This is a genomic window from Microbacterium sp. CGR2 (assembly GCF_003626735.1).
Lineage (GTDB): Bacteria > Actinomycetota > Actinomycetes > Actinomycetales > Microbacteriaceae > Microbacterium.
On record NZ_RBHX01000001.1, the window covers coordinates 521,762 to 536,636 of the forward strand.

The window sequence follows — 14,875 nt, forward strand, 5'->3', positions numbered from 1 at the left end:
GAGCGTCGGAGAATCGCGCTTCCGTCGGCCGGAATCGACCGAATCGACCGATTCGGCCGAAGCTGCGGCAGTCGTCCGAGTTTCGGATCCGTCCGTCGACAGGTCGGTCACGGCACCCGTTGCAGCCATGCGTCGGTCGCGAACTTCGACTCCACGAGCGCTTCGGCGGCAGCGTACTCGTCGGGGGTGATCGTGCCCGCCTCCGCGTCGGTGAGCGAGCGGAACGTGTCGATGAAACGCTCGATGATCTCGGCCCGGGTGAGCCCCGTCTGGCGGCGCAGCGGGTCGACGCGCTTGGCCGCCGAGGTCGTGCCCTTGTCGCTGAGCTTCTCCCGGCCGATACGCAGCACCTCGGTCAGCATCTGGCCGTCGATGTCGTACGAGAGGGTCGCATGGTGCAGCACTCCCCCGTTGGCGAGACGCTTCTGCGCGGCGCCGCCGATCTTTCCGGTCGGGCTGGCGATGTCGTTGAGCGGCTGGTACACCGCGTCGATCCCGAGGGAGCGCAGCGCCTGCAGCACCCAGTCGTCGAGGAACGCGTACGAGTCGGCGAACGTCATGCCGGCGACGAGGGATGCCGGAACGTACAGCGAGTAGGTGATGATCTGCCCCGCGGCCATGAGCATCGCTCCGCCACCGGAGATGCGGCGCACCACGTCGAACGAGTGTCGCGCCGCGCCCTCGGGGTCGACCTCGTTCTTGTACGACTGGAAGGATCCGATCACGACGGCCGACTCGTCCCACTCCCAGATCCGCAGGGTCGGACGGCGACGTCCTTCTCCCACGCGCGTGGTGAGCACCTCGTCGAGAGCGAGGTTCATCCGCGGAGAGACGGCGCGGTCGTGCACGATCTCCCAGTCGAAGTCGCGCCAGCCGGGAGCGGTCACCAGGGCACGGCGCACCGCGGTTCCGACGGCTTCCGGCGTGAACCCGAGCAGCTGCGCCCCCTCGGGCAGGGCGCCGCGCACGGCCGCCGCGATCGCCGTGGCATCCGCTTCCACGGGCAGCCCGTTCACCGCCGCGTTGATGTCATCGAGCGCGGTGTCGGGCTCGAGGAAGAAGTCGCCGGCGAGACGGAAGCGGGCGATCCTGTCGTCCTCCACCTCGAGGTCGACGACGACGAGCTTTCCGCCTGGGACCTTGTATTCACCGTGCACGCCTCCAGCTTAAGCCGCGCAGGGCCGGAGAGGCGGGAGGAAGGGCTGCTTCTCAGCCGCCGAGCACCACGACGCGCTCCCCCGCGCGTATCGGGGTCGAGTACCGGTTCTCGGCCGGCGGCAACGGGCAGATGAACTGATCGGAGAAGGCGCAGGGAGGCAGGTACGCCCGCGTGAAGTCGATGACGGCGGAGCCGTCCGCCGTCGGCTCCTCGAGAGCGAGGAAGCGGAAGCGGTACGTCTCGAGGCCGTTTGTCCCATCGGCGAACACCGCCCGAAGGACACCCTTCGAGTTGCGGGTCGCCGTGAGGGTGTGCGGTGCGCCCGCGAGCTCGAATCGGAACCGACCTGCGACCGCTGTCTCCCGCGTCTCGCCGTCGACCGCGCTGACCAGCATCCGCTCCCCGGGGGTCTCCTCGAAGGTGGCGGGCAGCCGCCACCGTTCGTCGGGCGCGTAGGCGTCGATGGCCGTGAACCACTGCCGTTGCGGGCGGGCGGGGTCGAGCACGCGCAGCGCGAGCGTTCCGTGCCGGTTGAAGACCCGCAGTTCCCGCCGTCCGATGCGGATGCTCTCACCGCCCCTCAGGGTCACCGTCTCGCCGTCGATGCCGAGGTCGGTCCCCCGGATGCCGCCGTCGCCGGTCAGCGCCCAGAGCCCGGGGATGCCGTCGACCGCCGCCGGCATCGTGATGAGCCAGTTCGTCGACTCCAGCGCGGAAGGTCCGTACTCCGACCCCGCGAGACGTTCGCGCTCCGCATGCCACTCGCGCCATTCGCTCACGAAGCTCATCCGGCCCCCTCACCTCACCGCGGAATGATGATCCGAATGTAGGGCGAGCGCGCGGTCGGGCGCGCGGATGACGTCACGCGCATTCACCGCACGTCATGCGGCGACTTCGGAGGAAACATCGCGGGCGCCCGGATGCCGTCGGCCGTCGCCGGCCGCTGCGACCAGCTCTCTTCGCGATCAGGGCTGGTCGGGGTCAGGGCTGGTCGCGCCGAGCGATGCGTCGATCGAGCCACGCGAGCACGTCGGCTCGCACCTCGTGCTGCTGAGTCTCGTTGAAGATCTCGTGGCGCGCGTCGGGGTAGACCAGGGTGGTGACGTCGGAGAGACCTGATCGGGTGCGGTACTCGTCGGCGAGCCTGTGCACACTGCGCGGTCCGCCGACCGGGTCGTCGCGGCCGACGAGGAGCAGCACCGGGATGTCTCGTCCGAGGTTCCTGGCGGGCCGTCCGTACAGGCGCGCGGCCTCGATCGGCCCGAACAGCTTCAGCAGCGGCACATCGGTGGTGAGCGGATCGTCACCGAACGACTGCCAGATGGCGGGATCGCGGCTCAGCCACTCGAAGCCGGTGGCGTCGAGCCCCGCCCACCGCGCGTTCAGCGGGGCGGCGTTGAGAGAACCCGGCATCCGCAGCGCCGAGCCCGAGAGGATGACGGCATCCCACGCCTCCGGGTGATCGTTGACCAGCATCTGCGCCAGGAACGAGCCCCACGAGTGGCCGAGCAGGACGAGGGGAAGATCGGGGTTCTCGTCGCGGATGATGCCTGTCAGCCGCCAGATGGCATCCTTGGCCGCACGGAGTCCACCCTTCCCGAGGCGGCCGAGCTTGGCAGGGCCACCGTGCTGGCGGATGCCGGTGCGGCCGTGACCGCGGTGATCGTCGGCGTAGACGGTATAGCCGGCGCCGGTGAGGTCCTGCACCAGCGCCGCGTAGCGACCGGCGTGTTCGCCGACCCCGTGCAGCAGCTGGACCACGCCGCGCGGGGTCGTCGAGGCCGGGTGGACGTCATAGACGATGACGACGCCATGGGCGTCGGTGAATTCGCGGGTATCCGTCACGGGGAGAGCCTACCGACGGTTGGCATGCGGCACCTCACCGGCCGAGCGCAGCGCAGACGGCGAGCGCGGTGGCGTGATCGGTCACCTCGTACCCTCCGACGCCGTCGGCGGCCGATCCCATGCGCACCCCGCCGGTCTCGCTCACCGCGCGTTTGGCGGAGAAGTGGATCGCGTCGACACCGATCGCCGCGAGCGCCGGGGCGCTGACGGCATCCACGCCGCTCCCTGCCATGATCTCGATGTCGCCCTCCGCGGCGGCGACGAGCGCACGAAGGGTGTCGATGCCGCCGATGGCGGTGGATGCGCCCCCGGAGGTGAGGATGCGCCGGAGTCCGAGACCACGGGCGGCGTGCAGGGTGGCGAGGGGGTCGACGGTCATGTCGATCGCCCGATGCAGCGTGACGGATGCTCCGCTCGCGGCATCGCGCAGGCGACTCATCGCCTCGACATCCAACAGGCCGCCGGCGTCGAGGGCGCCGATCACGACTCCCTGGGCGCCGGCCCCGATCGCGCGGCGGACATCGCGCTCGGAGACGGCGAGCTCGTCGGCGTCGTAGTGGAAACCGCCGGCGCGGGGGCGGATCAGCACGTGCACCTCCGGTCCGTCGGCACCCGCCGCCTCGAGCGCGAGTTCGAGTGTGGCGGGTGACGGGGTGAGGCCGCCGAGGGCGAGGGCCGACGCGAGTTCGACGCGCGCGGCACCGACGTCTGCGGCGATGCGCACGCCCGCGGGGTCCTGCACGGCGATCTCCAGGGCGAGCGTTCGATTCACCTCTCCATTGTGCCGCCCCTGGCCTCTCCCCACCTCTTCGCCGAGAGATTGGATAGCCTGGAAGAGCAATGTCCGCGTCCGAAGAGAACCTGCCCCCGCTCGATGCCGAGCCCGCGGTGCATGGTGGATCGAGCGCGACGAGCGGGCGGGTGATCGAGCCATGAGCGCCATGTTCCGCTCCTTCGCGAACGTGAACTACCGCATCTGGTTCTTCGGCGCCCTGGTGTCGAACGTCGGCGGCTGGATGCAGGCCACCGCCCAGGACTGGGTCGTGCTGACCGAACTGACCGACAACGACGCCGCCGCCATGGGCTTCACGATGGCCCTGCAGTTCGGCCCGCCCCTGGTGCTCGTCAGCCTCACCGGGTGGGTGGCCGACCGCTTCGATCGGCGCCACATCCTCTTCGTCACGCAGGCCGGACTTCTCGCACTGGCCGTCGCCGTCGGAGTGCTGCTGCTCGGCGGAGTGATGACGCTGCCGATGATGTTCGGCTTCGCACTCGCGTTCGGAGTCGTGAACGCGTTCGACGCTCCGGCGCGGCAGGCCTTCGTCTCCGACATGGTGTCTGCGGGCGACACCTCCAACGCCGTCGCCCTCAACTCGGCATCCTTCAACCTGGCGCGCATGATCGGCCCGGCCGTCGGTGGACTCCTGATCGTGGCCATCGGCTCCGGCTGGGTCTTCATCGTCAACGCGGCGACGTTCCTCGCGATGATCCTCGCCCTGATGCTGATGCGGCAGAGCCTGCTCGCCCCCCGCCTGAAGAACCGCAATCGAGGCGGCCTGGCGGCCGGCTTCCGGTACGTCTGGGCGCGCAGCGATCTCCGCGTCGTCTTCGTGACGGTGTTCCTCGTCGGCGCCTTCGGGATGAACTTCCCCATCTTCGCCTCGACGATGGCGATCGAATTCGGGTCGGGCGCCGACGGGTACGGCGTGCTCAGCTCCATCCTCGCGATCGGGTCTCTCGCCGGCGCCCTGCTCGCGGCCCGGCGGGACCGGGCGCGCGTGCGGGTCGTGATCCTCGCCGCCGGGGGCTTCGGCATCGCCGCGTTCGTGTCGTCCGCGATGCCGACCTATGCCTCGTACGCCGTCACGCTGATGTTCACCGGGTTCATGATCGTGACCCTGCTGACCACGGCGAACGGCTACGTGCAGATGACCACCGACCCTGCTCTTCGCGGACGCGTGCTCGCCCTGTACATGGCGGTGATCATGGGCTCGACACCCGTCGGTGCGCCCATCGCCGGGTGGGTGGCCGACACATTCGGCCCTCGGGCGGCGATCATGCTCGGCGGAACTGCGGGCCTCGTCGCCTGCGCGATCGGCGCGGTCTGGGTGTTCTCCTCCGGCCGCTTGCATCGCGACGAGAACCGGCGGTTCCTGCTCACTCTCGACGAGACGCGCCCCCTCGACATCATCGACCGGCCCGACCCCATCGAATTCAGCGACGAGGCGGCCGTCACCACACCCATCCGCACATCGAAGAAGAGCGACTGACGCTCCCGCACGAACAACGGTGCGCTTGTCAACACCCTTTGCCGTCGGCGTCCCGGATCGTAGGGTCTTCGCATGGACGAGAACATGGAAAGCACCCCGCACCCCCAGGATCCCGCTGAAGGCGCTCCCGGCGTCGACACGAGCACGGAAGACGAAGGCCACCAGGGTGGCGACGAAGGCGCCATCCAAGGCGATGCGTCCCGTGGCGAGTCGACCGGAGGGGCGATTCAGGGCGACGCCAGTTCGCACGACGGTCTGGTCGCAGACGGTGAGGGCGGCGCCATCCAGGGAGACAGCTCCCGCGGCGAGTCCACCGGCGGCGCCATCCAGGGCAGCTCAGGCCCGGGGGACGCTCCGCTGGGCGGCCACGAGACCACCGAGAACCAGCTCGGGGCAGACAACGCCGCAGAAGAGGATTCGCTGAAGACCCTCGACCCGGACTCCCCTCCGGCCTGAACCGATTCCGAGCCGGCCCCGCCAAGGGCCGACTCGGAGGGCTTCAGGCTCCGAGCACGAGCTTGAGCTGCTCGACCGCCCAGTCGATCTCCGTCGCACGGATGACCAGGGGCGGTGCGATGCGGATGGTCTGGCCGTGGGTGTCTTTGACGAGCACGCCGCGCGCCAGGAGCTTCTCCGCGATCTCGCGACCGGTCCCGCGAGCGGGATCGATGTCGACGCCGGCCCACAGCCCTGCGATGCGGATGGCCGTGACGCCGTGTCCGACGAGCGGCTGCAGCGCCTTGTCGAGGTGGGCGCCGAGGGCGCGCGCACGCTCCTGGAACTCACCCGATTCGAGCATCTCGACCACACGCAGCCCGACGGCTGCGGCGAGCGGGTTGCCGCCGAACGTCGAGCCGTGCTCGCCGGGGCGGATCACGCCGAGCACGTCCGCGTCGCCGACGACGGCGGAGACGGGAAGGATGCCGCCGCCGAGCGCCTTGCCCAGCAGATACAGGTCGGGCACGACGCCTTCGCGATCGCACGCGAACGTCTCGCCGACGCGCCCGAGGCCGGACTGGATCTCGTCGGCGATGAACAGCACGTTCTTCTCGTCGCAGATCTCACGGATGCGGCGGAGGTATCCCTCCGGCGGGATCACGACTCCCGCTTCGCCCTGGATCGGTTCGATGAGCACGGCCGCCGTGTCGTCGGTGATGGCGGCGGCGATCGCATCCGCATCTCCGTAGGGGACGACATCGAAACCGGGCGTGTATGGCCCGAAGTCGTCACGCGCTGACTCGTCGTCGCTGAAGCTGACGATCGTCGTCGTACGTCCGTGGAAGTTGCCGGCAGCGACGATGATGCGGGCGCGCCCGTCGGCGATCCCCTTGGACCGGTACCCCCAGGCACGGGCGACCTTGATGCCGGTCTCGACCGCTTCGGCGCCGGTGTTCATCGGCAGCACCATCTCTTTGCCCGCCAGTTTCGCGAGCTCGGCGGCGAACATCTCGAGACGATCGCTGACGAACGCGCGGCTGACGAGCGTGACGCGGCCGAGCTGCTCGGTGAGGGCTGCGACCAGAGCCGGATGCCGGTGGCCGAAGTTCACCGCCGAGTAGGCCGAGAGCAGGTCGAGGTACCGCTTGCCCTCGACGTCGGTGAGCCAGGCGCCCTCTCCGCGGGCGATGTTCACCGGCAGCGGGTGGTAGTTGTGCGCCACGTGCGGTTCAGCCGTCACCGCTGCCGGCAGGGTCGTCACTTGGCACCGCGGAGTTCGAGCGTGCAGCACTTGATGCCGCCGCCACCGAGGAGAAGCTCGGAGAGGTCGACCATGATCGGGTTGTAGCCCCGCTCGCGCAGCTGCTGCTCGAAACCCTTCGCCCGCGGGGAGATGACCACGTTGTAGCCGTCGCTGGAGGAGTTCAGTCCGAACACCGATCCGTCTTCGTCGGAGACCAGGATCGCCTCGGGGAAGCGCTCTTCGAGGATCGCCCGGCTCGCGTCGTCGAAAGCCCCGGGGAGGTACGCGATGTTGGCGCGCTCCGGGCCGCCGTTCTCGACGCCCTGCACCGGGTCGAGCACCGCGATCGCGGTGTCGAGGTGGTAGAACCGGGGATCGACGAGGTTCAGCGAGAGCACCTCGCGGCCGAACACCTCGCCCACCTCGCGGTGGCTGTCACCGGTCGAGCGGAATCCGGTACCGGCGAGGATCACGTCGCCGACGAGGAGGAAGTCGCCCTCACCCTCGTTGACCTCCTCGGGGATGACCGTGTCGTAGCCGGCGTCGCGGAACCAGTCGGCGAAGGCCGGGGACTCGCCCTGGCGCTCGACGAAACGGAACTTCGGGACGTAGGCGCGGCCGTCGATGAGGAACCCGCCGTTGGCGGTGTAGACCATGTCGGGGAATCCGGCGAGCGGCTCGATCAGTTCGACCGTGTGCCCGAGCTCGACGTAGAGATCGTGCAGTTTCTTCCACTGCTCGACGGCCTTGGCGGTGTCCGTGGGCTTGCTCGGCTCCATCCACGGGTTGATGGAGTAGTTCACGGTGAAGTGGGACGGCTCGCACATCAGGTAGTGGCGACGGTGCGCCGTGCGAGCGGGGCCGGCGGTCGTGGTCTCCGACGTGGTCATGGTGTTTTCGAAAGACATGGGTGCTCCTCGGAACAGGGCGCGGCGGACGCTGTCCAGGGGCCCGGCGGTCCTTCGACCCGCTGCTCCTTCGAGCAGGCGCGGGGAAGATGCGACTCGGGCACGCCACCGTCCATTGTGGCACCCGCCCCCTGTACGTCGCCAGGGGGCGGGCGTGAGGGGCCGGCCACGAGCGGATTCCGCCTCACTCCGCGCGGACCACCACCTTGCCGACCGTGTGCCCGGCCTCGATGTGCGCGAGGGCGGCGGACGCCTTGGCGAACGGATACTCGCGCTCGATCACGGGCGCGATGCGGCCGTCTGCGGTGAGTTCGAGGAGTTTGGCGAGGATCTCCGGCCGCGGTGTGGCGACGAAGGAGCGGATACGACGCGAACCGATCGAGAGGAATCCCGCCTGGAGGATACGGGGGATCGGCCCCAGCACGCGACCTCCGTCCCCTCCTACCAGCACGATGGTGCCGCCAGGCGAGACGAGCCGCTGGAGTTCTCGCAACGGCAACCCGCCGGCGATGTCGATGATCGCGTCGAAGCGCTCCGCGGGCAGGTCGGCCAGCGGCGACTGACGGTGGTCGAACGTGCGGACGGCACCGAGGTGTTCGACGAGTCGCGCATTGCGCTCACTGCAGCTCGCCCACACCTCCGCGCCCCGAAGCGCCGCGAGCTGCACGGCGAACGTGCCGACGCCTCCGGAGGCCCCCAGCACCAGAATCCTCGACGTGCGGCCCGCGCGCAGTCCTACGCCGGCGAGGTCGAGCGCCTGCCATGCCGTGCCTCCGGCGACGGGGAGGCACGCGGCGACGGCGTGCTCGACGTCCGGCGGGATCGGCACCAGCCGCGAGGCGGGTGCCCGCACGTAGGTGGCGAGTCCACCGCCGTACTCAAGCTCCCCGACGACGTCTTCGCCGATCTCGGCGCCGACGACGTCCCGCCCGACAGCGACGACCGTGCCGGACACCTCGATGCCCCGCACCGGATGCTTCGGCCGTGTCAGGCCGAACACGGGTCGCACGAGAAGAGGATCTCCGAGCAACAGGTGCACATCGCCGGCGTTCAGCCCGGTCGCGTGCACCCGCAACACCACCTCGCCCCGGCCAGGGACGGGAACAGGAATCTCTTGAAGCGTCACTCCGGCGGCGGGCCCGTAGGTGTCGCGACGCCAGGCGTTCATCATCTCGGTCATGTCAGTTCTCCGGGTACTGGAAGAGGTCGTCGAGTCCGACGCCGAAGGCGCGGGCGATCTGGAACGCGAGTTCGAGCGTGGGCGAGTAGCGCTCCTGTTCGATCGCGATGAGTGTCTGTCGGGTCACGCCGACGGTGCGGGCCAGCTCGGCCTGCGTCATCCCGGCGGACTCACGATGGGCGCGGATACGGTTGGAGACCAGTGTCGGTCTGACCATCAGATGAGCCCTCGGCGGTACGCGATGACGCGAGCGATGCCTCCGACGATCGCGGCGACCACGAAGCCGACGAACATCGTGGTGGCAATCCAGAACACGTCGGCACCGAAACCGCAAAGCGCGATGACGCCGAGGCCGGCGATGACGACGAAGGCCTGCTCGACGCGGCTCCCCATGCGGCCGATGTCACGATCACGGATGTCGGAACGGCCGACGCCGTCCGGGTCCTTCGCTCCCGCGATCATGCCCCAGAGGATGCTGAGAATGATGCTCGCGACGATGCTGCCGCCGATGACCCACAGCATCAGCGGGAACCAGTCGACGGCCGTCACCGGGCCGCCGGCAGCCTGCTGCAGGACCAGTACGACATAGGCGAGGAGCGTGAGGGGGCTCACGACGAGGCCCGCCCAGGCGTTGCGTTCTTCGTAGACCATGATGCCTCCGATGTAAAAGATTGTTGACACGCTCAGAGTAGGCCTGCTGGCTCACGTGTGTCAAGAATCTTTTACATCAGAGCGGCGCGACTCTCAGATCACCTCACTGAAGGTCCGATCCGGGTTCCCGTAGCGGTGCGCGGTGATCGTTATCGACTGCTCGTGCACGAACGGCAGCAGTTCGATGCGCCCGGCCGCGGTCACCTCGCCGTCGTAGACCGCGAGGTCGGGGTCCCCCTGCGTCGCCGCCGCCAGAGCTGCGTGAGCTGCAGCGACCGCATCGCGGGGGCCGACCAGACGCACCCTGTCGCTGCCCGGGTCCGACGCCGACCCGTGGGCGTCCGCCCCATTCGAGCCGGGCCCGCTCGAGTCCGGCCCGCTCGAGTCCGGCCCGCTCGAGTGCGAGTCCGAGTCGGAGACGAGTCGCCGCATCCGTCGCATCCACTCCTCATCGCTCTCGAGGAACACCACGGCATCGAGATCACCGAGCGCGCGCCGCACCTCGGCCGGCAGCCCTGTGGGCGTCGAAAGCACGAAGTCCGCACCGGCTCGCACGCCGGCGATCACGACCCGCAGCAGATCCTGGAGGTCGGCGTCATCGGTCGCACGGATCTCGACGGGCACCGGTCGGTAGCGCAGCAGGTTGCGTTCGACGCCCAGGTGCGACACGTCGCGCACCTGGCCGAACTCCCGATCCCAGGCGAGAGCATCCGACAGCGCCGAACGGCGCAGCCACTCGAACGCTTCGTACTCGAGCGACGGCTGAGCGGATTCGATCAGGGCGGTGATTCGCGAGTCGAGGCCACGGAGGTGCAGGGTGCTCGACGCCGCTCCCCCGGGTCGCGAACGCCAGGAACCGAGCCCGATCAGATAGTTGGGTCCGCCTGCTTTCGTGCCCGGCCCCACCGACGAACGCTTCCACCCGCCGAAGGGCTGGCGCTGCACGATCGCGCCGGTGATCCCCCGGTTGACGTAGAGATTCCCGGCCTGCACGTGCTCCAGCCAGTGGGCGAGGTCGTCGGGGTCCTGCGTGTGCAGGCCGGCGGTCAGCCCGTAGGCGACGGCGTTCTGCAGCTGGACGGCCTTCGCGAGCGTCGGCGCATGCATCACGCCGAGCACGGGCCCGAAGAACTCCTCCATGTGGAACCGCGACCCCGGCTGCACGTCGACGCGGACGCCGGGGCGCCAGAGTCGCCCGCTGCCGTCGTCTTCGGGGGCGAGCGATGGCTGGACCAACCACTTCTCGTCGCCTTCGAGTTGCGTCAGCGCCCAGGCGAGCTTGCCGTGCGGCTTCTCGATCACGGGACCGACCTCGGCGAGTGGGTCCGTGGGCCAGCCGACATGCAGCGAGCGCACCGCGTCCGCCAGCTGCCGGGCGAACCGCTGCGAGCGGCCCACCGGACCGACGAGGATCGCCAAGGATGCGGCGGAGCACTTCTGCCCCGCGTGACCGAACGCGCTCTTGACGAGGTCGGCGACGGCGAGATCGAGGTCCGCCGACGGGGTGATGAGGATCGCGTTCTTGCCGCTCGTCTCGGCCAGCAACGGCAGGTCGGGTCGCCACGATCGGAACAGCGCTGCCGTGTCCCATGCCCCCGTGAGGATCACGCGATCGACGGCATCGTGGGTGATGAGCGCTCGACCGAGGTCACCTTCTTCGATGTCGACGAGGGCGAGCACGTCGCGCGGTACGCCCGCCTGCCACAGGGCCTCCGCGATGACGGCCGCGCACCGCCGGGCCTGCGGGGCCGGCTTGAAGATCACACCGGATCCGGCGGCGAGCGCGGCGAGCACTCCTCCGGCCGGGATCGCGAGAGGGAAGTTCCACGGCGGGGTGATGACGGTGACCTTCGCGGGCACGAACGCCGCACCGGCGACCGCATCCAGCTCGCGTGCTTTCGCGGCGTAGTAGCGGGCGAAGTCGACCGCCTCGCTCACCTCGACGTCGGCTTCGGCGAAGATCTTCCCCGTCTCGGATGCCGCCACCTCGATCAGTTCACCGCGGCGGGACTCGAGTGCCGCGGCCGCGCGCAGCAGTACTTCGGCGCGCTCTGCCGCGGGGCGTCCGCCCCACGCGGGGGCAGCGTCGCCGACCCCCTGGACGATGCGCTCCAGAGCGGCGGAGTCGTCGACCAGAGCTGTGGCGAGGGTGTCGTCGCCGGCGGTGGAGTCGCGGATGCTGTCGCGCACCGCCCGCGCCCAGTCCCGGTTCACGGGGAGCGCGGGGTCGCTGTCTGCGGTGTTGGTGAAGCCGGGTGCACCACCGGCATCCTCGCCGACCTCTCGCGCCGAGTAGACCGCCGTCTCGAGGTAGGCCTCGGCCCCGGTGTCGTCCGAGCCGCGGGAGATGCCGAGCACCGCCTGGGTGAGATCCGTCTCCGGCACGGGATCGACGGGTGCTGGGCGCAGCGACTCGTGCACCGGCGCCAGGCGGTTCTGCGTGCGACGCGGGCCGATCCACAGCGACGGGTCGTTCGAGCGCTCGAAGGCGTCGAGGAAGCGATTCTGCTCGCGGGTGAACAGCGTCTCGTCGTGGTCGAGCTGGAACGCCGCCGACAGGAAGTTGTCGGCCGACGCGTTCTCTTCGAGGCGGCGCACCAGGTAGCTGATGGCGACGTCGAATTCGGCCGGCGCCACCACGGGCACATAGAGCAGCACTTCCCCGACCTCGCGCGAGACGGCCTGCACCTGCCCCTGGGCCATTCCCAGCAGCATCTCGAACTCGATGGCCTCGCGGACACCTCGTTCACCGGCCAGCAGCCAGGCGTAGGCGATGCCGAAGAGGTTGTGACCGGCGATGCCGAGCCTGACGGCGGCGGTGTGCTCCGGGCGCAGGGCCCAGTCGAGGCAGCGCAGGTAGTTCGCGTCGGTGTCGAGCTTCGAGTCGTACGTCGCGACCGGCCAGCCGTGCAGTTGCGCCTCGACGTTCTCCATGGCGAGGTTCGCACCCTTCACCAGGCGCACTTTGATGGGTGCCCCGCCGTGCGCGACGCGGTCGTCCGCCCAGGCGGTGAGTTCCTGCAACGCGGGCAGCGCGTCGGGCAGGTAGGCCTGGAGCACGATCCCGGCTTTCAGCCCCTGCAGCCGCGGGTCTTCGAGGATGCGCGTGAAGACCGCGATGGTGAGGTCGAGGTCGCGGTACTCCTCCATGTCGAGGTTGATGAACGTCGTCTCCCCCAGGGCTCCCGGGCCCGTCGAAGGGCTCGCAGCGGTCAGGTAGAGCGGCATCAGCCGATCGACGACCTGATCGACAACCTCGTCGAAAGCCCACATCGAGATGTGACTCATCACGGCCGACACCTTCACCGACACGTAGTCGACGTCGGTCCGGCGGATCAGATCGTGGATGCCGTCAAGTCGGCGCTTCGCTTCGGCCTCACCCAGCACGGCTTCACCGAGGAGGTTGAGGTTCACGCGCACCGCACCGGCCCCCGGCGCAGGCGTGCGGATCTTCTCGAGCGCCGGGCCGAGCTTGGTCGGCCGCGCATCGACGATGAGATGCCCGACCATCTCGCGCAGCACCCGCCGCGCGATCGGCACGACCGGTGAAGGCAGGATCTGCGCCACACCGCCGCCGAGGCGGACAGCCGAACGGAGGTACCAGGGCAGGAACTCCGGCACGATCGGCGCGATCCGGTGCAGCTGCGCCGCTGCGGCCGACAGACTCTCGGGGCGCATCACCCCGTCGACGAAGCCCAGAGTGAACGGCAGGCCGTTCTCGTCCTGGAGCACACCGGCGAGGCGTGCAGCCGCGGGGTCGACCTCGGCCGCCGCGGCCTCGATCACCCACCGACGCGCAAGCTCGACGGCACGATCTGCAAGGGAGGAGGATGCCACGGCATCCGACGGCGCTGACGACGACTCTGCCATGAGGTCAACCCTAAGTCGCGTTGCCCGTCATGGCGCGCAGGCGGCCCGGTTCGTGGGCGGTCGAGTCGCAGCGCCGGCGACTCAGTCGACCCAGACGCTCGGCGCGGGCATTCGGACAGGCGGAAGAGCGGAGGCCGCAGCCCAGTCGTGCACCCACGGATCGATCTCCGGGAGGCCCTCCGGCTTGCCGACCGCGGCGAAGAGCTCGTCGTGGCTGACGGTGCCGCCGGTGCGGCGCAGCATCCGCGCCCGCACGATCGCTTTGGCATAGACCTCTCCGTCGACGACCGCCCGGTGCTCCATGAAGAGGGCCTTCTCGTCGTGCCCGATGAAGCGCGTCTGCACCTCGAAACGCTGCCACAGCTGCAGCGACTTCCGGAATGTGACCGTCTCGCTGGAGACGACCGCGTACCAGCCGCGTTCGTTCATCGCGGCGAAGAGGCCGGAACGGATGAGCTGGTCCCAGCGCCCCAGGTCGAACAGGGACAGATAGCGGCCGTTGTTCATGTGGCGCAGGATGTCGATGTCGGTCGGGAGCGTCGTCAGGCGGATCCTGCCGACGGCCGTCGGATCGAGCGTCTTTCCTCGTCGCACGCGGCGGCGAGCACGGAGGATCACGAGGAGGGTGCGCCAGATCACGTTCACGAGGATCGATCGTAGCCATCGATGCACGATCGGCGAACTTCATTGTCTGAATCCTCCAGCGGTTCGACACGGCGCAAACCGATATACCGCTCGATTTCTTGATCGCCGATGCCGCGCGTAGAGTCGCGGCATGAGCGCCGAAGCCCAGCCAGAAGTCATCGTCCGTCCGGTCCGTGATGTGGATGCGGAAGCCCTCGGTCGCGTGCATGCCCAGTGCTGGCACGAGACCTACGACCACCTGATCAGCAAGGCAGCGCTCGAGAAGGTTTCCCCTCGGCGCATGGCCGAGCTGTGGACGCACTGGGCCGCACAGGGCCCCGACTTCAAGATGAGCGCCGCGCTCGTCGACGGTGAGATCGTCGGCTTCGCAGGCTCGGGACCGGCGCGCGACAAGGACGCCCCCGCATTCCGCGAGCTCTACTTCATCTACCTGCTCGACGCGTGGCACTCGACCGGCATCGGTCAGAAGCTCTTCGACGCCGCCGTCGAGAAGGAAGAGCCGCTCTACCTCTGGGTCGCCGAAGACAACCCCCGCGCACACCGTTTCTACACGCGCAACGGCTTCACGCTCGACGGAGCATCGCACACCGAACCTTTCCTGGGTGAGACGCTCACCGAGGTCCGCTTCGTCCGCTGATCACGGCCACGCCTTCGCTTCCGGCGGCG

At 69.3% G+C, this 14,875-nt stretch carries 14 protein-coding genes; 3 read left to right on the plus strand and 11 right to left on the minus strand.

Annotation, left to right across the window (positions count from 1 at the left end):
• Positions 1-107: 107 nt before the first annotated feature.
• From D7252_RS02780 to D7252_RS02795, 4 genes are all read right to left on the minus strand, one after another.
• Positions 108-1,157, minus strand: a complete 1,050-nt coding sequence (locus D7252_RS02780; RefSeq protein ID WP_120773997.1) for a biotin/lipoate A/B protein ligase family protein — start codon at positions 1,155-1,157, stop codon at positions 108-110.
• 52 nt (positions 1,158-1,209) lie between these two features.
• Complete coding sequence (locus D7252_RS02785) at positions 1,210-1,947, minus strand: DUF1684 domain-containing protein (protein ID WP_120773998.1); 738 nt, start codon at positions 1,945-1,947, stop codon at positions 1,210-1,212.
• Between the two features lie 193 nt (positions 1,948-2,140).
• Positions 2,141-3,004, minus strand: a complete 864-nt coding sequence (locus D7252_RS02790) for an alpha/beta fold hydrolase (RefSeq protein WP_120773999.1) — start codon at positions 3,002-3,004, stop codon at positions 2,141-2,143.
• 34 nt (positions 3,005-3,038) lie between these two features.
• Positions 3,039-3,776: a copper homeostasis protein CutC gene (locus D7252_RS02795; protein WP_120774000.1), complete on the minus strand. Its 738-nt coding sequence runs from the start codon at positions 3,774-3,776 to the stop codon at positions 3,039-3,041.
• A 169-nt stretch (positions 3,777-3,945) separates the two neighbouring features.
• On the opposite strand from D7252_RS02795, the gene D7252_RS02800 reads away from it, so the two are divergent.
• Together D7252_RS02800 and D7252_RS02805 are read left to right on the plus strand one after the other, a co-directional pair.
• Positions 3,946-5,274, plus strand: a complete 1,329-nt coding sequence (locus D7252_RS02800; RefSeq protein WP_120776764.1) for an MFS transporter — start codon at positions 3,946-3,948, stop codon at positions 5,272-5,274.
• Positions 5,275-5,346: 72 nt separating this feature from the next.
• Positions 5,347-5,730: a hypothetical protein gene (locus D7252_RS02805; protein WP_120774001.1), complete on the plus strand. Its 384-nt coding sequence runs from the start codon at positions 5,347-5,349 to the stop codon at positions 5,728-5,730.
• Between the two features lie 43 nt (positions 5,731-5,773).
• Here the strand turns inward: D7252_RS02805 and rocD are convergent, their stop codons facing one another.
• The 7 genes from rocD to D7252_RS02840 all read right to left on the minus strand — a co-directional run bounded on the left by rocD (position 5,774) and on the right by D7252_RS02840 (position 14,209).
• Positions 5,774-6,952 carry an ornithine--oxo-acid transaminase gene (gene rocD / locus D7252_RS02810; protein ID WP_259461035.1) on the minus strand — a complete coding sequence of 393 codons (1,179 nt, stop codon included), beginning with the start codon at positions 6,950-6,952 and terminating at the stop codon, positions 5,774-5,776.
• Positions 6,953-6,969: 17 nt separating this feature from the next.
• On the minus strand, positions 6,970-7,863 hold the full coding sequence (ddaH, locus tag D7252_RS02815) for a dimethylargininase (RefSeq protein WP_374225753.1): 894 nt from the start codon (positions 7,861-7,863) through the stop codon (positions 6,970-6,972).
• Between the two features lie 184 nt (positions 7,864-8,047).
• On the minus strand, positions 8,048-9,043 hold the full coding sequence (locus tag D7252_RS02820) for an NAD(P)-dependent alcohol dehydrogenase (protein ID WP_120774003.1): 996 nt from the start codon (positions 9,041-9,043) through the stop codon (positions 8,048-8,050).
• A 1-nt stretch (position 9,044) separates the two neighbouring features.
• Positions 9,045-9,260, minus strand: a complete 216-nt coding sequence (locus D7252_RS02825; RefSeq protein ID WP_120774004.1) for a helix-turn-helix transcriptional regulator — start codon at positions 9,258-9,260, stop codon at positions 9,045-9,047.
• Positions 9,260-9,694, minus strand: coding sequence for a hypothetical protein (locus tag D7252_RS02830; RefSeq protein ID WP_120774005.1), 435 nt, complete (start codon positions 9,692-9,694; stop codon positions 9,260-9,262). The genes D7252_RS02825 and D7252_RS02830 overlap by 1 nt, the downstream gene beginning before the upstream one ends.
• 93 nt (positions 9,695-9,787) lie before the next feature.
• Positions 9,788-13,564 (minus strand): proline dehydrogenase family protein, encoded by a 3,777-nt coding sequence (locus tag D7252_RS02835; protein ID WP_120774006.1) that lies wholly within the window; start codon positions 13,562-13,564, stop codon positions 9,788-9,790.
• Positions 13,565-13,645: 81 nt separating this feature from the next.
• Positions 13,646-14,209: an acyl-CoA thioesterase gene (locus D7252_RS02840; protein WP_120776766.1), complete on the minus strand. Its 564-nt coding sequence runs from the start codon at positions 14,207-14,209 to the stop codon at positions 13,646-13,648.
• A 130-nt stretch (positions 14,210-14,339) separates the two neighbouring features.
• Here D7252_RS02840 and D7252_RS02845 point away from each other — a divergent pair, with 130 nt between their 5' ends.
• A complete protein-coding gene (locus D7252_RS02845; protein WP_120774007.1) occupies positions 14,340-14,846 on the plus strand; it encodes a GNAT family N-acetyltransferase in 507 nt (168 codons plus the stop codon).
• The last annotated feature ends 29 nt before the right edge of the window (positions 14,847-14,875 follow it).

Bases quoted from the DNA above. Each gene is read 5' to 3' on its own strand.
- D7252_RS02785 (WP_120773998.1), bottom strand. From the start codon at position 1,947: ATGAGCTTCGTGAGCGAATGGCGCGAGTGGCATGCGGAGCGCGAACGT.
- D7252_RS02800 (WP_120776764.1), top strand. From the start codon at position 3,946: ATGTTCCGCTCCTTCGCGAACGTGAACTACCGCATCTGGTTCTTCGGC.
- D7252_RS02805 (WP_120774001.1), top strand. From the start codon at position 5,347: ATGGACGAGAACATGGAAAGCACCCCGCACCCCCAGGATCCCGCTGAA.
- ddaH (WP_374225753.1), bottom strand. From the start codon at position 7,863: ATGTCTTTCGAAAACACCATGACCACGTCGGAGACCACGACCGCCGGC.
- D7252_RS02820 (WP_120774003.1), bottom strand. From the start codon at position 9,043: ATGACCGAGATGATGAACGCCTGGCGTCGCGACACCTACGGGCCCGCC.
- D7252_RS02825 (WP_120774004.1), bottom strand. From the start codon at position 9,260: ATGGTCAGACCGACACTGGTCTCCAACCGTATCCGCGCCCATCGTGAG.
- D7252_RS02830 (WP_120774005.1), bottom strand. From the start codon at position 9,694: ATGGTCTACGAAGAACGCAACGCCTGGGCGGGCCTCGTCGTGAGCCCC.
- D7252_RS02835 (WP_120774006.1), bottom strand. From the start codon at position 13,564: ATGGCAGAGTCGTCGTCAGCGCCGTCGGATGCCGTGGCATCCTCCTCC.
- D7252_RS02845 (WP_120774007.1), top strand. From the start codon at position 14,340: ATGAGCGCCGAAGCCCAGCCAGAAGTCATCGTCCGTCCGGTCCGTGAT.